The organism is Clostridium intestinale (assembly GCF_035905475.1).
GTDB classification, from domain to species: Bacteria; Bacillota; Clostridia; order Clostridiales; family Clostridiaceae; genus Clostridium_T; species Clostridium_T intestinale.
In genome coordinates, this window is sequence record NZ_CP121166.1 from 3,811,760 (window position 1) to 3,833,615 (window position 21,856).

At 34.1% G+C, this 21,856-nt stretch carries 17 protein-coding genes, 1 tRNA gene and 3 rRNA genes; 17 read left to right on the forward strand and 4 right to left on the reverse strand.

Going from position 1 to position 21,856, the window contains the following annotated elements; translation table 11 throughout:
- The first annotated feature begins 74 nt into the window (after window positions 1-74).
- A complete protein-coding gene (locus tag P8F83_RS19460) occupies window positions 75-1,598 on the forward strand; it encodes a C40 family peptidase (protein WP_326512344.1) in 1,524 nt (507 codons plus the stop codon).
- Between the two features lie 73 nt (window positions 1,599-1,671).
- On the opposite strand, the gene P8F83_RS19465 is transcribed toward P8F83_RS19460, so the two are convergent.
- Window positions 1,672-2,364, reverse strand: coding sequence for a 5'-methylthioadenosine/adenosylhomocysteine nucleosidase (locus P8F83_RS19465; RefSeq protein WP_326512345.1), 693 nt, complete (start codon window positions 2,362-2,364; stop codon window positions 1,672-1,674).
- A 163-nt stretch (window positions 2,365-2,527) separates the two neighbouring features.
- Here P8F83_RS19465 and P8F83_RS19470 point away from each other — a divergent pair, with 163 nt between their 5' ends.
- Window positions 2,528-3,283 carry a tRNA threonylcarbamoyladenosine dehydratase gene (locus tag P8F83_RS19470; protein WP_326512346.1) on the forward strand — a complete coding sequence of 252 codons (756 nt, stop codon included), beginning with the start codon at window positions 2,528-2,530 and terminating at the stop codon, window positions 3,281-3,283.
- 121 nt (window positions 3,284-3,404) lie between these two features.
- Here P8F83_RS19470 and P8F83_RS19475 read toward each other — a convergent pair whose 3' ends face one another.
- Together P8F83_RS19475 and P8F83_RS19480 are read right to left on the reverse strand one after the other, a co-directional pair.
- Window positions 3,405-4,061 (reverse strand): DUF4230 domain-containing protein, encoded by a 657-nt coding sequence (locus P8F83_RS19475; RefSeq protein ID WP_326512347.1) that lies wholly within the window; start codon window positions 4,059-4,061, stop codon window positions 3,405-3,407.
- 25 nt (window positions 4,062-4,086) lie between these two features.
- Window positions 4,087-5,298: a class I SAM-dependent methyltransferase gene (locus P8F83_RS19480; protein ID WP_021803863.1), complete on the reverse strand. Its 1,212-nt coding sequence runs from the start codon at window positions 5,296-5,298 to the stop codon at window positions 4,087-4,089.
- A gap of 159 nt (window positions 5,299-5,457) precedes the next feature.
- Between P8F83_RS19480 and P8F83_RS19485 the strand changes: the two genes are divergently transcribed.
- The 13 genes from P8F83_RS19485 to P8F83_RS19545 all read left to right on the forward strand — a co-directional run bounded on the left by P8F83_RS19485 (window position 5,458) and on the right by P8F83_RS19545 (window position 19,109).
- Window positions 5,458-6,405 (forward strand): GNAT family N-acetyltransferase, encoded by a 948-nt coding sequence (locus P8F83_RS19485; RefSeq protein WP_073022754.1) that lies wholly within the window; start codon window positions 5,458-5,460, stop codon window positions 6,403-6,405.
- Window positions 6,406-6,483: 78 nt separating this feature from the next.
- Complete coding sequence (locus P8F83_RS19490) at window positions 6,484-7,086, forward strand: deoxynucleoside kinase (RefSeq protein WP_326514865.1); 603 nt, start codon at window positions 6,484-6,486, stop codon at window positions 7,084-7,086.
- 393 nt (window positions 7,087-7,479) lie between these two features.
- Entirely contained in the window at window positions 7,480-8,775 is a 1,296-nt protein-coding gene (locus tag P8F83_RS19495) for an IS30 family transposase (protein WP_326512348.1), read from the forward strand.
- 418 nt (window positions 8,776-9,193) lie between these two features.
- Window positions 9,194-9,802, forward strand: coding sequence for a B12-binding domain-containing radical SAM protein (locus P8F83_RS19500; RefSeq protein WP_326512349.1), 609 nt, complete (start codon window positions 9,194-9,196; stop codon window positions 9,800-9,802).
- Window positions 9,803-9,816: 14 nt separating this feature from the next.
- Entirely contained in the window at window positions 9,817-10,506 is a 690-nt protein-coding gene (locus tag P8F83_RS19505) for a B12-binding domain-containing radical SAM protein (protein WP_326512350.1), read from the forward strand.
- Window positions 10,503-10,994 carry a DUF2975 domain-containing protein gene (locus tag P8F83_RS19510; protein WP_326512351.1) on the forward strand — a complete coding sequence of 164 codons (492 nt, stop codon included), beginning with the start codon at window positions 10,503-10,505 and terminating at the stop codon, window positions 10,992-10,994. Before P8F83_RS19505 ends, P8F83_RS19510 begins: the two co-directional genes overlap by 4 nt.
- A 17-nt stretch (window positions 10,995-11,011) precedes the next feature.
- The gene (locus P8F83_RS19515; protein WP_021803858.1) at window positions 11,012-11,221 is read left to right on the forward strand and encodes a helix-turn-helix domain-containing protein; all 210 of its coding nucleotides are present in this window, start codon (window positions 11,012-11,014) and stop codon (window positions 11,219-11,221) included.
- 1 nt (window position 11,222) lies between these two features.
- Complete coding sequence (locus P8F83_RS19520) at window positions 11,223-13,097, forward strand: DUF4153 domain-containing protein (protein ID WP_326512352.1); 1,875 nt, start codon at window positions 11,223-11,225, stop codon at window positions 13,095-13,097.
- Between the two features lie 12 nt (window positions 13,098-13,109).
- Complete coding sequence (locus P8F83_RS19525) at window positions 13,110-13,760, forward strand: hypothetical protein (RefSeq protein ID WP_326512353.1); 651 nt, start codon at window positions 13,110-13,112, stop codon at window positions 13,758-13,760.
- Window positions 13,761-14,199: 439 nt separating this feature from the next.
- A 16S ribosomal RNA gene (locus P8F83_RS19530) occupies window positions 14,200-15,720 on the forward strand.
- 213 nt (window positions 15,721-15,933) lie between these two features.
- A 23S ribosomal RNA gene (locus P8F83_RS19535) occupies window positions 15,934-18,837 on the forward strand.
- A 74-nt stretch (window positions 18,838-18,911) separates the two neighbouring features.
- Window positions 18,912-19,028, forward strand: a 5S ribosomal RNA gene (gene rrf / locus P8F83_RS19540).
- The 16S, 23S and 5S rRNA genes sit together here with 1 tRNA gene alongside, the layout of an rRNA operon.
- A gap of 5 nt (window positions 19,029-19,033) precedes the next feature.
- A tRNA-Phe gene (locus P8F83_RS19545) sits at window positions 19,034-19,109 on the forward strand.
- Between the two features lie 76 nt (window positions 19,110-19,185).
- On the opposite strand, the gene P8F83_RS19550 is transcribed toward P8F83_RS19545, so the two are convergent.
- Window positions 19,186-19,764, reverse strand: coding sequence for a hydrolase (locus P8F83_RS19550; protein ID WP_326512354.1), 579 nt, complete (start codon window positions 19,762-19,764; stop codon window positions 19,186-19,188).
- A gap of 121 nt (window positions 19,765-19,885) precedes the next feature.
- Here P8F83_RS19550 and P8F83_RS19555 point away from each other — a divergent pair, with 121 nt between their 5' ends.
- Together P8F83_RS19555 and P8F83_RS19560 are read left to right on the forward strand one after the other, a co-directional pair.
- Complete coding sequence (locus tag P8F83_RS19555) at window positions 19,886-20,977, forward strand: mechanosensitive ion channel family protein (protein ID WP_326512355.1); 1,092 nt, start codon at window positions 19,886-19,888, stop codon at window positions 20,975-20,977.
- A 131-nt stretch (window positions 20,978-21,108) separates the two neighbouring features.
- Window positions 21,109-21,816, forward strand: a complete 708-nt coding sequence (locus tag P8F83_RS19560) for a DUF1287 domain-containing protein (RefSeq protein ID WP_326512356.1) — start codon at window positions 21,109-21,111, stop codon at window positions 21,814-21,816.
- The last annotated feature ends 40 nt before the right edge of the window (window positions 21,817-21,856 follow it).

Sequence of the window (21,856 nt, forward strand, 5' to 3'; positions counted from 1 at the left end):
ACATTAACTTTCTCGAAAATTAAAGTATAATTAATTTAGAAGAATAATCCAGAGAAGTAAGGTGGGATGTAAAGGTGAATAAGAAAAAAATAACTCAGCTATTAATAGTAGCAGCTACCGTTTCGGCAAGTTCACATATTTTAGGTGAAGAAGCTAATGCAGTACAGCAAACAAATGATGTTTCGATACAATCAGTAGCTCAGCTTAAAGGACAAGTTGTAAACGTAAGTAGTAATTTAAGAATAAGAAAGGCTGCGGACATTAACTCTGAAGTTATTGGTTATCTAGTAAATGGACAAGAGTTTGATATTAAGGGAAAATCAGGTGACTGGTATAATATAGATGCAAAAGGTGTAGTTGGATATGTATATAAGGATTATGTTAAAGAATCTGGCGCTACACCAGTAACTAATCCACCAAGTGGAAATGAAAATATATCATCAAAAGGACAAGTTATTAATGTCAGTAGTGCTTTAAATATAAGAGGCGGAGCTAGTACTTCAGCGCAAATAATAGGAACCTTAAAAAATGGACAAGAGCTTAATCTCAAAGGTAAATCTGGAGATTGGTATAGTATAGATATAAATGGAACAATAGGGTATGTGTACAAGGACTATGTAAAAGAAGTCCAAGGATCAAACACGCCCGAAAATCCAACTAATCCAACAAGTCCAACAACTCCAGTTAAAAGCAAGGGACAAGTTATTAATGTGAGTTCAAGTTTAAGAATAAGAAAAGAAGCAAATACATCTTCCTCTATAGTGGGATATTTAATTAATGGACAATCAATAAGTATAAAAGGTCAGAGTGGAGATTGGTATAGTATAGATGCAAATGGGGTTACGGGATATGCTCATAAAGACTATATAAAACTTATAGATGATTCTTCACCTACCACACCTACGAATCCCCCTGAAACTGTAGAAGAGATAGGAATAGTTGTTAATGTTAGTACTAATTTAAGGCTTAGAGATAAACCTACTTCAGATTATACTAGTGCAGTTATAGGTTATCTATTACCGGGAGATTCCTTTAAAATATTAGGAACTTCTGGAGATTGGGTTAACATAAATTATAATGGTAAAGTTGGATATGTACTCAAGGACTATGTTAAAAAAGTAGAGGCGTCAAATGAAGAGGATATATCAAAAACATATACTGCTATTTTAAATATATTAAAAGCTCAAATAGGAGCCCCTTATGTATATGGAGGAGCAGGAGAACTTTTAACAACATCCTTTTTAAATGAGATAAAAGTAAGATTTCCAGCTGCAGCTCAAAGTGGAGAATATAATTTAGCTCAGCAGTACGTAGATAAAGGATATAGGTCTTTTGACTGTTCAGGATTTTTATATTGGGGATTTAAACAAGCAGGAATAAATATAGGAAGAACTACTTATGATCAGATAAATAATGGGGTAGAGATTTCAAAAGAAAATGTAAAACCAGGAGACTTTCTATTCTATTCAGATATAGGACATGTAGGTATGTATATAGGAAACAATCAATGGATTGAATCCTCTAACTCAAAAAGCTATGTTAAAATTGCAGATGTACCTTGGAGTAAAATAGGAAGAATAAGAAGAATTTTAAATTAAAAATAGGTGTAGTTTACTAAATTTAAGTAAACTACACCTTATTACTCATACTAAAAGCAGGGAAAGCCCTGCTTTACATCTTTTTAATCATTTTTTCTAAAATAGTAGTAGAGTTTTTAACTCCAATTGGAACAAATTTCTCAAAATCCATATGAGCGCCGTTGTTAGCATTATCTGAAATGGAACGTATAACTACAAATGGTATACTATTTAAATAACAAGTATGAGCTATACTTCCACCTTCCATTTCACAAGCAAAAGCTTCAAATTCAGAAGATAACCATTGAATCTTTTCTATATTTGCAACAAACTGATCTCCAGTAACTATTCTTCCTAAAAATGTTTTAATATCTTTGGCTTCATCGCAAGCTTCTAATGCAAATTTAACCAACTCATCATCACATTTAAAATCAAAAGTGTCAAGTCTAGGAATTTGACCGTGTTTATCTCCAAAAGCTGTAGTATCCATATCATGCTCTACTAGATTGTTAGCTATTACTACATCCCCTGGGTAAATATCTTTACCTATTCCTCCAGCAACCCCAACATTTATTACTTTATCTACTTTATATTCACTAGCTAATATTTGAGTGCAAATAGCTGCATTAACCTTACCAACTCCACATACTACTGCGATAACTTCTTTTCCCCATAAACTTCCTTTATTGAAAGTCATTTTAGCTTTTTCCTCTGTTGATTGAACGTGCATATCCTTTAGAAGAATTTCTAGTTCCTCATTCATTGCGGCAATTATTCCTATAATCATTTAAATTCCTCCCAGAAAATATTACTCTTATACATTATAACCTTAGGAATTATTTTACTCAACAAAAGTACGTATTGTTTTATTATAAAATATAAACTAAAATGATATAGTGATTCAATTAATTATGTAATTGTAACTTTCATATATAAAGGAGAAATGCCATATGTTGCAACATTCATTATCTAGAACAGAGCTTCTAATAGGCTCAGAGGGACTAGAAAAGTTAAAAAATTCTAAAGTAATTGTATTTGGAATAGGTGGAGTTGGAAGTTATACTGTAGAATCATTAGCTAGAGCAGGAGTAGGTACCCTTGTTTTAATTGATGATGATACTATTTGTCTTACTAATTTAAACAGACAAGTGCATGCAACTTATAGTACTATAAGTAAGTCAAAAGTTGAAGTTATGAAAGAAAGAGTTCTTTCTATAAACAGAAAATGTAATGTTATAACTTATGAAACATTTGTTACTGAAGAGAATATTCCAGAATTTATTTCAGAAGATACTGACTACGTAGTTGATGCTATAGATACTGTATCTGCAAAAATTGCACTTGCAGTGTATTGCCAAGATAAAAATATAAAAATAATGAGTTCTATGGGAACTGGTAATAAACTTGACCCATCTCAGTTTAAAGTTACAGATATATATAAGACAAGAGTATGCCCTTTAGCTAAAGTTATGAGATATGAGCTTAGAAAAAGAGGAGTTAAGTCATTAAAAGTTGTATATTCTGAGGAAACTCCAATAAAGCCAAAATCAGAAGATGTAGTAACCTGTAAAACAGGGTGTGTATGTACAGGTGGTACTAAAAAATGTACCATAAGACGTCAAATACCAGGAAGTATTAGCTTCGTTCCACCAGTTGCAGGGATGATTATAGCTTCACAAGTGGTTAAAGATATACTGAATATATAAAAAAAGAGAAAGTATCCACAGAAAACAGTTGATAAGTAATGAAAAATTGTGGATAAGCATGTTTATAAAAATATATACTGTGGATAACTATAATAAAAGAGTCCTAGCTAGGACTCTTTTATTATACAAAGTATATATCTATAATTGTGGATTCATTAGGAAATAAAGGCCTCAAAAGTTTTTCTATAGAGCTTTTTGCGTTGGTTTCGGCATTGGAGTAAAGTTCATCTTCCACCATTTTATCTTTCATCAATTTTTTTACCTCTTTAGAAATAGAAATAGTCTGTTCTGGGGATAACTTTATATCTCCAAATCTTAATAAGCCATTAGTAGTTGTTTCATAAACAGTTTTTTCTTCATATATAGTTACATCTTCTACAATAGGTTTTGGTAAAGTTATAGAAATTGAATTTTGAGATTTATCAATTTTTATGTTCCCCTTATCTATATTTGAAAAATCTAATGAATAACTGCCTTTCCCGTAAAAAGTTATTCCTTTGACTTTTTTAAACACTTCCCACTCTCCCCAGCTATCATTTAGCAAAATTCTTTCTTTTAGGTCTGCTTCTAGGGTGATTAATTTTTGAGTTTCGTGTATTTTGTCAATAATGCTTTCTTGAGAGATAAATTTAGTATTTTCTGTTGAATCAGGTGAAACCCATTGTTCGACTTTATCTGTAGGTTTGTTGAATAATTTGTAACAAGTATAAAAACCTATAGAAACAAAAAATACTGCTAAAATAGAGAGAAAAACAACCTTTCTTTTAAATTTCCTCATAAAACCCCCCAATCATATTAAATTCTTATTCTGCCATCCATCCTTCATTTAAAAACTCATATAAAGCAGGATATACATTTAAAGAACTCATCAAATTTAAATACTCACTCATTAAATCGTAATTTTCATCTGAGGTTTTTAAAGCTCTTATCATTAAGTTCTTAGGAGTTTCTAAAGGTGATATATACTCAACTACAGAAACATCATACCCTTTAGCTTCTAACATCATACTTCTCATTCCATCAGTTAAAACATCTGCAAGCCTTGCTTTTAAGATGCCGTGTTTAGTAATTCCTTCAAAAGGTTCGTAATTATATTGAGAAAGCATTTGTCTATGGCAGCAAGGAACAGCTATAATACAATCACTCTCAAGTTTAATTCCTAGAGCAAGTGCCATATCTGTAGCTGTATCGCAAGCATGTAAAGACATAACGACATTTATCTTTTCCTTAGGTTTATACATTTTTATATCTATAGCATGGAACTCCATATTTCTATAACCAAGATTTTTAGCCATTTCTTTGGAAGAATTAATAACTCCCTCAGATATATCAAGCCCTATAAACTTACACTTTCTTCTCTTAATTTCAGTTAAATAATAGTTCAAAACAAAGGTTAAATAAGACTTTCCACATCCACAATCTAATATTGTAATAACTTTATTTTTAGGAAGTGAATCTAAAACTCCCTCTAAAAGTTCTACATAATGGTCTATTTGATTATATTTACGTATCTTATTATTTTTAATTTTCCCGTCTTTACTCATTATGCCGATTTCTTTTAACAATGCATCCGCTTTTCCGACCTTTATGTAGTAGTCTCTGTTTAAAAGAGTAGAAGTTTCTTGCGAATGGTTAGCTGGAGAAGTTTCTTTTGCTTCATTAGAAGAAATTATTGTAGAATCTTCTGGCACTTCTTTGTTCTGCATTTTTACATTTTTGTTGTCCCCAGTGATTAAAATGTCGGTTCCACGCTCTCTATATAGAATAGAAACCTCGTCATAATTTTCAGCTTCTTTAGTTACTCTGTTCCAAAGTTCAGATAGAGTGTAGTTTTCTGTCTTCCCATTAAAATTATATGAGATATTTTCCTCATTATAACTACCTACTCCCTTAAATTCTTTTAAACCAGATTTATAAACAACATGTATATCTTTAAATATAGAACTGTTTTCGCTAAATCTATTCTCTAGTCCTATTAAGAATAATTTTATTTTACCGATGTTCTGTTTATTCATAAAATCACTACCTTCCATAATAATTAATATAAAACAATATTAAGATTATAATGCTTTAAGTGGAAATAGTAAATTATTAAGTGAAGAGGAGTTCTATTTGTGATATAATTATGAAATGTTAAGTATGCACAAATATACGCTAATCTAGGAGATGGACTTATGGCAAGTAAGTTTGGAGTGAGCATTGAACCTATAGGTAAAAGTGACTTTGAGTACTCTATTAAAGATTATTTAAAACTAAATATAGGTAAAATAAACGTAATAAACTTAGATCGTGAGAACAAGAGCTGTTCTTTAAGACTTAAGTTTTTTAAGAGTGAAAAAAAAGAACTTTTAAGAGATTCACTTATAAACATAGCTAGTTATTTTTTTGAAAAAGAAAAATTTTACAAGATTAACTTATATGTAAGTGAAGACATGCCTATAAATAGTTTGTTATTAGTAGGTTTTGAGTTAGAGGGAGTATTGAGTGATAGCCTAATAGTGTCTGGTGCTCATAAAAGTGAACTTATTTTTGGCCTTAATATGTATGATTACAGAATTAAAAATAGGAAACCTTCTGTTATAGAGCTAAAAGGGAGCAATATTGAAGTTAAAAATCTTACTCCTGATAATGCTCAAGAAATGTTAGATTATTATATAAGGAACTTTAATCATTTAAAAGAATTTGAACCTCAAAAAGATAGAAGTTTTTATACCTATGAGGTACAATATTCTATTTTAATGGAAAGCTATAAACAGCTTATTGATGGCACAGGGATAGACTTAGGAATATTTAAAGATAAGAAGATTATAGGAAAAATAAGAATATCAAACATAGTTTATGGAGTTTTTAGAAATGCATTTATAGGATATTCTATTGATGAAAATGAACAGGGAAAGGGATATATGAAGGAAGCTGTTAAGCTTGTACTTAAATATGCTTTTAGTGAATTAGAACTCCATAGAATAGAAGCCACTGCTATGGTTGAAAATACTAAGTCTCAAAGAGTTCTTAGAAGCTGTGGTTTTAAGGAACTTGGAATAAGTGAAAAATATTTATTTATAAATGGTGAATGGAAAGATCACGTAGTTTTTTATAACGTTAATAGTGAATATTCCTGCTAACTAAGGAGGAAAATAAGAGTGCAGTTCAATGTGTATGGTGAGATATTAAAAAAAGTAGATAGAAAAGGAATTTGGGATATGATTGTTATAGATGGTGTAGTAGGATCAGGAAAAAGCACTCTGATGAATATTTTAGAAGAGCTAGGGTATACAGCATTTAAAGAACCTGTTGTAAATAATCCAATACTAGAGAAGTTTTATTATGATAGAAAGAAGTATGCTTTTGCACTTCAAGTATTCTTTTTAAATAATAGATTCAAGTATATAAAGGAAGCAGCAGAATTAGAGAATTCTGTGATGGACAGAAGTATATATGGAGATGCTATTTTTGCAAAATTGTTAGAGATAACTGGAGATATGACATCAGAAGAATTTGATGTTTATAGAGAACTTTTAGAAAATATATTAGAACACGTTAAAGCACCTAAGCTTATGGTTTATTTAGAAATATCAGTAGACCAAGCTATTAATAGGATAAGAAAAAGAGGACGAGACTACGAACAGGTAGTTGAAAGAGCTTATTGGGAAACTCTTAATAAGGAGTATACTGAATACTTTAATGCTTATGATATATCACCAGTATTAAAAATAAATGTAGATTCCATAGACTTTGAAAATAATCTTGAAGATAGAAAATATGTCTTAAGTTTAATAGATGAAAAATTAAAAGAACTTCAATAATAAAGAGGAAATTGCAAACTATTTTGTAATTTCCTTATTTTTTTTACTCCTATCCTGTAGAGACTTCTTCTAAAGTCTCATAAAATCAATTGAATTCTATGATTATATGCTAAAAAAATAAAAGCATAAAAACACAGGACTGCAGGAAAATAGGAAAACAGCAAAATAGGAAAAGTGGAGCAGTGAAGAATAGGAGAATAAGAGCATAGCCTCAATTGCAAATCGAAACGCAACCATATAGATTCTAAATTGAGTATTAATTCTTAAATTTAATATATATGCAAGGCGGTTGCACCTTGGCTTACAAAAAGATTGGATCATACCAGTCTTTTTTGTTTTGATAAGTTTAAAATTCATATATCCTAAAAGAGTTGGCGGCAGAATGGAGGATATATGTCTAAATTTTTTACTTATGAAGAAAGACTTGAATTACAAAAATTTCTGAAAGAAAGTCTTTCCTTCAAAGAAATTAGTCGCAGATTGGATAAAAATCCAACTACCATTTCTAGAGAAGTGCGTAAATACACTTCAGAAGTTGCTACCGGCTATCCGGGCTATCCATTTAATGCCTGTAAGAACCGGTTCAACTGTAGGGTAAAAGATGTATGTGAAAAAAACTGCACCAGAAAAGCTACAGTCTACTGTAAGCTCTGCCAATCCTGTAATGATAACTGCCCCGATTTCGTTTTAGAAATCTGTACTGCACGATTCCGCATTCCTTACGTTTGCAATGGCTGCGAAACGCTCGGCAAGTGCTCCCTATTAAAAAGTATTTACGATGCAGAACTTGCACATCGTAAAGCACATGAATCTATCTCGCAATCCAGAAGTGGATTATGTGTTTCTGAGGCCGAGATAGGTCGGTTGAATAAGATAATTTCACCACTCGTTCAGAATGGGCAATCCGTTCATCAAATATATGTTAGTCATGAAGATGAACTTATGTGCAGTGAGAAAACAATTTATAACTATATCGATGCCTGCCTTTTTGATGTCAGGAATATTGACTTACCCCGTAAGGTAAAGTTTCGTGAACGTTACAAAAAGGCAGAGTTCAAAGTAGATAAAGGATGCCGTATTGGGCGCAACTACGAAGCATTTAGTGCATTTATTGAAAAAAATCCAGATACAGCAGTTGTTCAGATGGATTCCGTCATTGGAGCAAAAGGAGGCAAATGCCTTCTAACCATACACTTTGTGGATACAAGTATGATGTTGGCTTTCTTGCGGGACGCTAATACTTCAAAATCAGTAATTGATATTTTCAATCAGCTAGATGAAACATTAGGAAAAGAGCTTTTTAGTAAGCTTTTCCCAGTCATACTTACCGACAATGGAAGTGAATTTTCAAATCCTAAAGCCATTGAATATAGGGGGTCATTTCCTATGTTGAGAACACATGTATTTTATTGCGATGCTGGAAGTCCGTATCAAAAAGGTGCTATTGAAGTAAATCACGAGTTGATTCGAAGAATACTTCCAAAAGGCACTAACTTTAATCAACTTACGCAGGAATATGTTAGTTTAATGATGAATCACATCAACTCATACAAAAGAAAAAAACTGAACAACCGTAGCCCATACGAAACGTTCAGCTTTTATCACGGAGAAGAAGTTCTACATAAACTAGGATGTTCACCGGTTGCCGCCAGTGACATCATGATGAAACCTGCTCTTCTCAAAAAATAATATAAACTATGCCGCCAACAGCTCATATAGAACTGATATTAGAGGTGGATTCTCCGATTACAAAAAAAATTGAGAGAGAATCGACTTCCTTTTAGCATGCCTATTTTTAATATCATACGGCATAAAAACGGAAAAATCAAACTGCATTTTCATTACAAATGTAGCTTCTCATTTACAAAACTTGCTTTTCGATTTCAAAAGTTGCGTTTCGCTTACAAATATTCAGTTGTTGGTTATAAACATTGCATATCAGTTTACAAAGTGGCATCTCATGTTACTATTGAGTAATAAGAGCATAGGAGTGCAGAAGATTTTGAAGAGAATGACAATAAAACAATATATTTTTATTGAAAAACAATAAAAATATATTGTAGTTTGCTTAGTGAGGATATATAATGCTCATATAGGGGGTGAACATGTGAAGAAGAAAATTCTTTTAATAACTCCAGAGAACAAGGAGATAAATAAATTTAGGAGAAAGCAGTTTAATAATTTTATTCAAATTACTATGCCTTATTTAGCTGCTTTTATAGATGAAAGTAAATATAAAATAACACTAATTGATGAATATAATCAAAAGATTCCTTATAAAGAGAGCTTTGATTTAGTTGCAATAACAGTAAATACCTCTAATGCCAGTCACTGTTACACTATATCGAAAGTCTTTAGAGAAAAAGGTTCTAAGATAGTTATGGGTGGACCTCATGCTACATTGCTTCCAGAAGAAGTTAAAAACAATTGTGATTATATAATGATAGGTGAAGGAGAACTTATATGGCCTGAATTCTTAGAGGACTTTTATAATGGGGAAGCTAAAAAAGAATATATTTGCAAAGAAGTTCCTAACCTAAACAATATTCCAATTGCTAGAAGAGATTTAATTTATGGTAGGCATTTCACAAAGGGAGCAGTTATATCTTCTAGGGGATGTCCTTATAAATGTAGTTATTGTAATTTAAAGCAAATATATTGTGAGCCATATAGAACTAGACCTGTTGAAGAGGTTATAGAGGAAATAAAAAAATAAAAAGTAGATATTTTGTGTTTTGGGATGATAATTTTTGGGGAGATACTGACTACTCAAAAATACTTTTAAAGGAATTAAAAAAACTAAATAAAAGATGGGCAGCTCAAGTGACTTTAGAAAGGTGTAAAGATGAAGCATTACTTAAATTAGCTAAGGAAGCTGGATGTGTTTATCTTTTTCTAGGAATTGAATCTTTTTCTAAAGAGAGTTTAATGAGTGTTAATAAAGGAATAAATAATGTTGATAAATACAAAAGTATAATAGATAAGGTACATTCTAATGGTATCTGTATTCAAGCGGGAATAATTTTTGGTTTTGATACAGATAGAAAGGATGTGTTTAAAAGAACTCTAGATGCCTGCAATAAACTAGGAATAGATGGAGTAACAGTTAGTATATTAACACCTCTACCTAAAACTCCTATATACGAGCAGCTAAAGGAGGAGGGTAGATTGCTTAGTGAGGATTGGAGTTACTATAACGGAAAGACTAGAGTAGCTTTTATGCCTAAAAATATGCACCCCGAGGAATTATTCGATGGTTATATGTGGTTTAGAAAAGAATTTTACTCATTTAAATCTATATTTAAGAGATTAAAGAAGTCTAAAACAAATATTTTTTACAATTTAGCCATGAACTTAGGGTATAAAATAAGTCTTGGAGATACAAAAACTAGTTTAAATATACGAGGTGAATTTATATGAAATACTATGGAAAAAAATCATTATCTCAAGCATTAAAAATTATGTTAGATATTTTATTAGTAGGAGGTGCTTTATATTTTTTTCAAGCATTAAAACAAGCTTTTAAATTGAAAGGAGAAATAACTAATTTAGAAAGCTTTGGAGTATTTTTGTTACTTATAATTGGTTGTTTGTGTGTGTTTATTATAGTTTTTAATATAAGATCTATAATGGATAGTTTAGTTAAAGAAAATCCATTTACAAGAGAAAATGTTAAAGCGTTAAAAAGAATGTCAATATGTTGCATTACAGTAGCTACATGCTATATTATAAATCTCATAATAAATTTTTCTAGCGGACAATATAAACTTATTTATATAGATAACACAGGAATCCATACAGATATGGAGTTTTTAATATTTATTTTTGCTGGATTATTTATATATGTTTTATCAAAAGTCTTTGAAAATGCAATAGAATTTAAAGAGGAAAATGATTATACAGTGTAAGAGAAAGGGGCGTAAATATGCCTATAATAGTAAATTTAGATGTTATGATGGCTAAAAGAAAGATGTCTTTAAATGAATTAGCAGAGCGAGTAGGAATTACGAATGCTAATCTATCTATATTAAAAAATAATAAGGCTAAGGCTATTAGATTTTCAACCTTAGAGGCTATATGCAAGGAGCTGAAGTGTCAGCCAGGTGATATTTTAGAGTTTGTAGAGGAGGAATAATGTGTGGGTTAATGTAATTCCATCAAAGGGAAATGATATCTTATGTAAAAAAATAGATAATGCTTTTGGATTTATAAAGTTTGAATGTGAAAATGAGAATGGTATAGAAAAAATCATTAAACTTATTGTAAAAGAAGACTATGATGTAAGATTTAAGTTTAAATCTAATAAGCTTAATAATGAGGAATTGTTTTATTTTATAGAAATAGAGAATGAAGAGGGATTTTTTAATATACTTACGGGGGATAAATTTTTAATGCTTTCCTATGGAGAAAGTTCTAATCTTATGAGGGCAGTAGAGGCTATGATAGATTTAGATATAGGATATGCTTCTTATAATATATTAGAAACCTTTGTGAACCTGCCTCAAAACTCTCAGTGGTTTAAATATATAGTTAGCAGGAAAAAACGAAATAAAAGAATGGTAGAAAAATCTTCAAGTAGTAATTCTATGATAATTATATATTCATTAGTATTAACAATATTATTTGATTTTCTTATAGGACAAGTAGCTTCTGATTTAAGACCATTAGGGATAAATATTGCCATTTTCAATATATTATTTCTGACTTGCTTTTTTATAAATAATAAAAATAAAATAAAGAAAAGTATCCTAGGTTTGGGTTTTCTTATCTTAAGTCTTGTTACTTCATTTTACTTTGGGATATATAATGTAGCTTTTATAAAATGGATAAACGTACTACTTCTACCTATCATAAATATTCTCTTAGCAAATGCTCTAGTTAATGATTTCAGTATATCTTTTAGGTCTTTAGGAGCATTTTTATCTGAAACGATACTTACTCCATTTATATTCATTAAAATCAGTTTTGGAAAACTTAAAAATACTATAAAAGTCAATAAAAAGGAAGGAACACATAGGGAGAGTATTAATGCAGTAATAGTGGGATTTTTAATCTTTATACCTCTAGCAATTATATTGATAAGCCTACTTTCTCAATCAGATTTATATTTCAGTCAGTTTATTTCTTCGATTTTTTCAAGTTTAAAACAATTGTTTAACTTTAAAAATATAGGGCTAGAACAATGGATATTACGAATGTTATTAATGATTTGGATGTTTTTATATAGTGTGGCGGTTTTCCTTGGCACTAGTGATTATAAAGCCTCGCCTAGAGTAAGTATCAAAAAAACTATATCACCACTAATAATTATAAGTTTTCTTATATCATTATTAGGGTTATATACTATCTATACATTAATACAAATTCCTAATTTATATATAAATAAAAATTCAATAGGAGCTTTGTATTCACAATATGCAAGAGAGGGCTTTATGCAGTTAGTTGTTGTAGTGATAATAAACTTTATAATTATAGCTATATGTAGCTTTCTTACAAGAGATGTTGTCTCTAAATATAGAAACATCTTAAAAATACAATACACATATTTAATTTTATTAACTTCAAATATGATTATTTCATCTAACTATAAAATGAATATGTATATAGATAAATATGGTTTTACAAGATTAAGATTTTCTGTAAAAGTTGGTTTAGCCTTTTTAGGAATAGTATTTCTTCTATATATAATTAATATATGGAGAAAGATTGCATTTAAACATGCATTGATTATAACATTGTTCGTGTTTTGTGCTTTTATAAATATAATAAACGTAGATGGGTATATAGCTAAACAAAATCTAGAACAATATAAGGTAACAAAAACAATAGACATAGGATATATCACAGAAGAGTTATCCATAGATTCATTAGTAGAGATAAAGAAGGTAAAAGATGAGACTGCATATTCTGAATTAAAAGAGAGCTTTGAACAGGCTTTAAGGAAAAGATATAAGAATGAGGACTTTAGAGAGTTCAATATTAACAAATATAGATTGGAGAAGGTAAAGTAAGGAGAAGTTTATATGTCTAAGAAGCTTGGAGTGGTAATATTACTAAGTTTATTAATATTATTATTAATTGATATACCCATACTTATAAAGGGATCTGTAGGTTTGGGATTATGTGTAATGTTCATTGTCTGGATATCAATTGAATATAAATCTATAGGTAAATTCGAGTTTTTAAAAACAAGTTTATGGTTTTTTACTTTTATATTTTCATTTAGTTTGATAATTGGGATAGTAAAATATATAGATGAAAAAAATTTTTATAAAAGAACAATAGGAATAGATATACCTAAATACTCCTCAATATTAACAGGAAAAGATACTCATGGAGGATTCAATGGGGATGGGGAGTATTTCTCTATAATAGAAATTAGTGATTCGGATAAAGATGAGTTTATTAATGACATAAAACAGAACAGTAGCTGGTATGCATTACCTATAAGTGCTGAGAAAAAAAGAAAAATTTATTTTGGAGATAAAGAGTATATATATGGAGAGTATCTAGGTAAAATTCCTAGAGATATCAAAAATGGTGCTTATTATTTTAGAGATAGGGCTGCAGAAGAATATCCAGATGATAGTATGAATATGGCAGCTCATAATTTTGATTTTGGGGTTATGGATTATGATAAAAATATTCTTTATATCTATGTTTTAGATACTTAAATAAGATTTAATACCAGAGAAATGCTAGTTTAGTGATACAATCATATGAACACTATTCCTAGTGTATCAATAATAAGAAAACAAAGAAACTAAAAGGAATTATTAGATAAATAAGAATAATTTAATATAACTAGGAATATAGAGAAATATTATGTATTGTAGAGGTGGTAAGATAAAACACGTCGCAAGAACAACAAAACATTTCAGATAAGAAATTAATCAACAAAAATTGATTAAAAAGAAATGAAAAAACTTGTTGACAGAGAAAAGTGTATATGATAAGATAACACTTGTCGCTGAGAGAGATTAGCGAAGAAGAAAAATGGTCTTTGAAAATTAAACAGAGGAAACTTAAGAAGTTTTGAATAAACTTATTTTATAGTCAACGTAATTCTTAGAGTAAGATTAAACTAAAATTTGTGCACATTAGTGTGACACTTAAATTGAGAGTTTGATCCTGGCTCAGGACGAACGCTGGCGGCGTGCTTAACACATGCAAGTCGAGCGAGGAAATTGCTTCGGTAATTTCCTAGCGGCGGACGGGTGAGTAACACGTGGGCAACCTGCCTGATAGAGGGGGATAGCCTCCCGAAAGGGAGATTAATACCGCATAAAGTCAAATGAAGGCATCTTCAAATGACCAAAGGAGTAATCCGCTATCAGATGGGCCCGCGGCGCATTAGCTAGTTGGTGAGGTAACGGCTCACCAAGGCGACGATGCGTAGCCGACCTGAGAGGGTGATCGGCCACATTGGGACTGAGACACGGCCCAGACTCCTACGGGAGGCAGCAGTGGGGAATATTGCACAATGGGGGAAACCCTGATGCAGCAACGCCGCGTGAGTGATGAAGGCCTTCGGGTTGTAAAGCTCTGTCTTCAGGGACGATAATGACGGTACCTGAGGAGGAAGCCACGGCTAACTACGTGCCAGCAGCCGCGGTAATACGTAGGTGGCAAGCGTTGTCCGGATTTACTGGGCGTAAAGGGAGCGTAGGCGGATACTTAAGTGGGATGTGAAATACCTGGGCTTAACTTGGGTGCTGCATTCCAAACTGGGTGTCTAGAGTGTTGGAGAGGAAAGTGGAATTCCTAGTGTAGCGGTGAAATGCGTAGAGATTAGGAAGAACACCAGTGGCGAAGGCGACTTTCTGGACAATAACTGACGCTGAGGCTCGAAAGCGTGGGGAGCAAACAGGATTAGATACCCTGGTAGTCCACGCCGTAAACGATGGGTACTAGGTGTAGGGGGTATCGACTCCCCCTGTGCCGCCGTTAACACAATAAGTACCCCGCCTGGGGAGTACGGTCGCAAGATTAAAACTCAAAGGAATTGACGGGGGCCCGCACAAGCAGCGGAGCATGTGGTTTAATTCGAAGCAACGCGAAGAACCTTACCTAGACTTGACATCTCCTGAATTACTCTTAATCGAGGAAGTTCTCCCTTCGGGGAGGACAGGAAGACAGGTGGTGCATGGTTGTCGTCAGCTCGTGTCGTGAGATGTTGGGTTAAGTCCCGCAACGAGCGCAACCCTTATTGTTAGTTGCTACCATTTAGTTGAGCACTCTAGCAAGACTGCCGTGGTTAACGCGGAGGAAGGTGGGGATGACGTCAAATCATCATGCCCCTTATGTCTAGGGCTACACACGTGCTACAATGGCGAGTACAAAGAGACGCAAAGCCGCGAGGTGGAGCAAAACTTATAAAACTCGTCTCAGTTCGGATTGCAGGCTGAAACTCGCCTGCATGAAGCTGGAGTTGCTAGTAATCGCGAATCAGAATGTCGCGGTGAATACGTTCCCGGGCCTTGTACACACCGCCCGTCACACCATGAGAGTTGGCAATACCCGAAGTCCGTAGCCTAACCTTTTAGGAGGGCGCGGCCGAAGGTAGGGTCAGCGATTGGGGTGAAGTCGTAACAAGGTAGCCGTAGGAGAACCTGCGGCTGGATCACCTCCTTTCTATGGAGAAATTACTTAAAACTACAACTTAGTAGAATTTAAGTATAAAATTCAGTCAATATAATTGACAAAGATTTACGTTTTCCTCTGTTTAATTTTGAACGACCATAAGTTGTTCAGATGTTCTTTGAAAATTGCACATAAGTAAGTAAAGTAATATATAATAAAGCCAGTTGGCAATTAATTAATCAATTTCTTTTATAGAATGACATAGGTCAAGATATAAAGGGCGTATGGTGAATGCCTTGGCATCGGGAGCCGAAGAAGGACGCGATAAGCTGCGAAAAGCTCTGGGTAGGCGCAAATAGCCTGTGATCCAGAGATGTCCGAATGAGGAAACTCACATGGGAAACCCCATGTATCCATAAGTGAATACATAGCTTATGGAGGGTAAACTCAGGGAACTGAAACATCTAAGTACCTGAAGGAAGAGAAAGAAAAATCGATTTCCTAAGTAGCGGCGAGCGAAAGGGAAAGAGCCCAAACCAGAAATTTATTTCTGGGGTTGCGGACAGAACATAAAAGCTAAATTACGTTAATCGAAGAGAACTGGAAAGTTCCACCGCATAAGGTAATAGTCCTGTAGATGAAAACGCGAAATAGTAAGTTCTGATCCAGAGTACCACGAGACACGTGAAACCTTGTGGGAAGCAGGGAGGACCACCTCCCAAGGCTAAATACTACCCGATGACCGATAGTGAAGAAGTACCGTGAGGGAAAGGTGAAAAGAACCCCGGGAGGGGAGTGAAATAGAACCTGAAACCGTATGCCCACAACCGGTCATAGCACTTTATATGTGTGATGACGTGCTTTTTGTAGAACGAGCCAACGAGTCACGATATGTAGCGAGGTTAAGTACTTAAGGTACGGAGCCGAAGGGAAACCGAGTCTTAATAGGGCACAAAGTTGCATGTCGTGGACCCGAAACCGGGTGACCTATCCATGGCCAGGTTGAAGCGAGAGTAAAATCTCGTGGAGGACCGAACCACGTTGGTGTTGAAAAACCATGGGATGAGCTGTGGATAGCGGAGAAATTCCAATCGAACTCGGAGATAGCTGGTTCTCCTCGAAATAGCTTTAGGGCTAGCGTCGAATATGAGTAATGGAGGTAGAGCACTGAATGGGCTAGGGGGCATATCGCTTACCGAACCTTATCAAACTCCGAATGCCATATACTATTAGTTCGGCAGTCAGACTGCGAATGATAAGATCCGTAGTCAAAAGGGAAACAGCCCAGATCGTCAGCTAAGGTCCCAAAGTGTAAGTTAAGTGGAAAAGGATGTGGGATTTCGAAGACAACTAGGATGTTGGCTTAGAAGCAGCCACTCATTAAAAGAGTGCGTAATAGCTCACTAGTCGAGAGATCCTGCGCCGAAGATGTTCGGGGCTCAAACTTACCACCGAAGCTACGGGCTTACAGTAATGTAAGCGGTAGAGGAGCGTCGTAAACGGGCAGAAGTCGTACCGAAAGGAGCGGTGGACTGTTTACGAGTGAGAATGTTGGCATTAGTAGCGAGATGTGAGTGAGAATCTCACAGGCCGAAAACCTAAGGTTTCCTCAGGAAGGCTCGTCCGCTGAGGGTTAGTCGGGACCTAAGCCGAGGCCGAAAGGCGTAGGTGATGGACAATAGGTTGATATTCCTATACCACTACCATCGTTATTACCGATGGCGTGACGCAGGAGGATAGTGTGTGCTAGCTATTGGATGCTAGTCTAAGCACTTAGGGAGTTAAGACAGGAAAATCCGTTTTAACAATTCTGAGGTGTGATGGGGAAGTCCATTTATGGATGAAGTACATGATTCCACGCTGCCAAGAAAAGCGTCTAGGGAGAAAAGTAGTGCCCGTACCGCAAACCGACACAGGTAGGTGAGGAGAGAATCCTAAGGCCGGCGGAAGAATTGCAGTTAAGGAACTCGGCAAATTGACCCCGTAACTTCGGGAGAAGGGGTGCCTACGAGAGTAGGTCGCAGAGAATAGGCCCAAGCAACTGTTTAGCAAAAACACAGGTCTCTGCTAAAGCGAAAGCTGATGTATAGGGGCTGACGCCTGCCCGGTGCTGGAAGGTTAAGGGGAACACTTAGCGCAAGCGAAGGTGTGAACTTAAGCCCCAGTAAACGGCGGCCGTAACTATAACGGTCCTAAGGTAGCGAAATTCCTTGTCGGGTAAGTTCCGACCCGCACGAATGGCGTAATGATTTGGGCACTGTCTCAACTGCAAATCCGGCGAAGTTGTAGTGCAAGTGAAGATGCTTGCTACCCGCGATTGGACGGAAAGACCCCGTAGAGCTTTACTGTAGTTTAGCATTGAGTTTCGGTATTGTCTGTACAGGATAGGTGGGAGACTGGGAAACTAGGGCGTCAGCTTTAGTGGAGTCAACCTTGGGATACCACCCTGATAGTACTGGAATTCTAACTGGACACCATGAAACTGGTGACAGGACATTGTTAGATGGGCAGTTTGACTGGGGCGGTCGCCTCCGAAAAAGTAACGGAGGCGCTCAAAGGTTCCCTCAGAAGGGTCGGAAATCCTTCGAAGAGTGCAAAGGCAGAAGGGAGCCTGACTGCGACACCTACAAGTGGAGCAGGGACGAAAGTCGGACTTAGTGATCCGGTGGTACCTCGTGGGAGGGCCATCGCTCAACGGATAAAAGCTACCTCGGGGATAACAGGCTGATCTCCCCCAAGAGTCCACATCGACGGGGAGGTTTGGCACCTCGATGTCGGCTCGTCGCATCCTGGGGCTGAAGTAGGTCCCAAGGGTTGGGCTGTTCGCCCATTAAAGCGGCACGCGAGCTGGGTTCAGAACGTCGTGAGACAGTTCGGTCCCTATCCGTCGCGGGCGTAGGAAATTTGAGAGGAGCTGTCCTTAGTACGAGAGGACCGGGATGGACTGACCTCTGGTGTACCAGTTGTTCCGCCAGGAGCATAGCTGGGTAGCTAAGTCGGGAAGGGATAAACGCTGAAGGCATCTAAGCGTGAAGCCCACCTCAAGATAAGATTTCCCATAGAGTAATCTAGTAAGATCCCTTGAAGAACACAAGGTTGATAGGTGAGAGGTGTAAGTGTGGTAACATATTTAGCTGACTCATACTAATAGATCGAGGGCTTGACCAATAAGTTAACTGGAATATATATTATTAAATGAACTTACGTGCAATTTTGAAAGAACAAAATTCTTTCATAATATATTTGGTGATAATGGCATAAAGGTAACACCCCTTCCCATTCCGAACAGGATCGTTAAGCTTTATTACGCCGATGGTACTGCATGGGAGACTGTGTGGGAGAGTAGGAAGTCGCCAAATATTATGGCTCGATAGCTCAGTCGGTAGAGCAGAGGACTGAAAATCCTCGTGTCGCTGGTTCGATTCCTGCTCGAGCCACCAAAAGTCTAGCATTTTGCTAGACTTTTTTTGTGTATTTAATTAAATTGAATATAAAAAATTAAAAATACCTGAATCTTTATATAGCGCCTTTTAACCCGATATCCTCAGCAACAGTTTTCATTCCTTCAATGGTTTCTTTGATTACAAAATCTAATTCTAAATCAAGCATTTTTGCTCCATTCTCGATTATGTTTCTATCAACACCAGAGGCAAATCCTTTAGATTTATATTTCTTTTTAACTGACTTCAATTCTAAATCTAAAATGCTTTTGGAGGGTCTCATTATAGCGGCTGCGCTTATAAGTCCAGTGAGTTCATCTATGGTATATAATACTTTCTCCATTTTGTGAACTGGTTCAATATCGCAACATATACCATAACCATGACTTGCTACAGCATGTATATATTCATCAGATATATTATGGTCTTTCATTATTTCTTGGACTTTTATACAATGTTCATCTGGATACATTTCATAATCAAGATCATGAAGAAGTCCTACTATTCCCCATTTATCTATATCTTTTTCACCCAATAATTTTGTAAAATGTCTCATTACTCCTTCAACAGCAAGAGCATGTTTAAGTAGAGAATCACTTTTGGTATATTTACATAATAAAGACCAAGCATCATCTCTAGAAAGTTTCGAATCCATATTACCAGCCTCCTTAGAAAATATAACTATATTTTACTATTATAAATAAATATTGCAAGGTTAGAATGAAAAATCCTTAAGTACACATAATAAAGAATAATGATTTTTTTGGGTGGTAACTATGGATGAAATAAATAAAATTATTAATATAATAGCGCATTCACCTTTTGATGTGCTTGTAATAGCCCTATTAATTTATATAGGGTTTCTTATTTTTAAAAAGCTTTTTGTAAAATATATTTGCACATATTGTTGCAAATTTATAAAAAAAACTGAAAACACTTTAGACGATAAAATATTTGAATCTTTGGAGAAACCGTTAAAGTTTCTAATAGATATATTAGGATTATACTTTTCATTAAAATATTTAGCTTTGAGTATATATAAAGAAGAACTTACGTTAATAACTGAAAAGGTATTAAGATGTGGGTTAGTTATATTTTTTACTTGGATAATCTACAATGTTACAATGGAAGATTCTCTTCTATATAATAGAATAAAAAATAAATATACAGATAAAGTTAATAAGATAATTTTCCCCTTTATATCTATCATAATTAGAATATTGGCGTTAATAGCTGCTGTGAGTATATTTTCAAGAGAATTTGGATTTTCTGGATTTGTTACTGGACTTGGAGTATCAGGAGTAGTTATAGCTTTGGCAGCTCAAGAGACTTTTTCAAATTTATTTGGAGGAATGGTTATTTTATTTGATAGACCTTTTTCTATAGGTGATTGGATTCAAACTTCAGACGTTGAAGGTATAGTGAAAGAAATAACATTTAGAAGTACAAAAATAAGGACTTTCTCAAAGGCATTGGTTACTGTACCAAACTCTAAGCTTGCTAATTCCTATATAATTAATTGGACTGATAGAAAAAAGAGGCGTATATTTTTTAAGTTACCATTAGATTACGGGACTCGCAGTAAAAAGATTAAAATCTTAGTTAAAGAAATTGAAGATTTTCTTTTAAATGATGAAAGAGTTGATAAAGAGCTAGTGATAGTATCTTTTAATGCTTTTTCAGAACATAGCTTAGATGTATCTATATATTTTTATACCAATGTGATGGAATATTTAGCTTATGAGAAAACTAAAGAGGATATAAATCTTACTATACTTGAGATATTAGAAAAAAATGAAGTTAGGCTTGCTATCCCATGGAGTAGAGTAGAATTATATAAAGATGAGGAAGCTGAGAATGGGAAGTAAATATATTACTAACATGAATAATATTAGAAAGATAGAAGGAAAAGAGTAATACAATAGAGAATATAAAATTTAAGAAGTTATTATATTAAAATGAAATATAGATATTTCTATGTTTTAATAAAGGGGAGTATATGAGGAAAAGAAAAGTATTAATTTTTTATGTTCTCTTAATTATTATAAGTGTTGCTACGATAACATTTTTAAAACAAAAATATAGAAGTGCTTTAGAAGGTAACTCCATAGGAGATATAATAGAAAATTTGCCAATAAAAAAGGTTGTAGTACCTGATGAAAGTTCTAAAGAAGATAAAAATAATAATGGGATACCTGATCCAATAGACATAGTAAATGAGGCAAGAAAAGAAGTGGAAAGAGAAACCGTATATAAAGATGCATATTATACAGGCGGTTATCCACCAGAAGGTGAAGGCGTATGTACTGATGTAATATGGAGAGGGTTCAATGCGATAAATGTCTCAATTAAAGAATTGCTGGATAAGGATATTAGAGAAAATTTAAAAGAATATAGGAGAGTAAACAGTAAACCAGATCCTAATATAGATTTTAGACGAGTATTAAATCAAGAGATTTTCTTTAAAAGATATTGTGAGAGTTTAACAATAGAACTCAATGTTGATGATGTAAATAATCTTAAAGAGTGGCAACCTGGTGATATAGTGGTATTTGTAGAAGGGTATGAACATATTGCTATAGTCTCTGACAAAAGAGATAGTGATGGAATACCATATGTAATTCATAATTCCACCCCAAAGGCATCTGAAGCTAAACTAAGTTGGTTTAATAATCCTATATATGCTCATTATAGATGGAAATATTAATAAATAATGCAATTATATATGCTCTTAGAAAAGCTAAAGG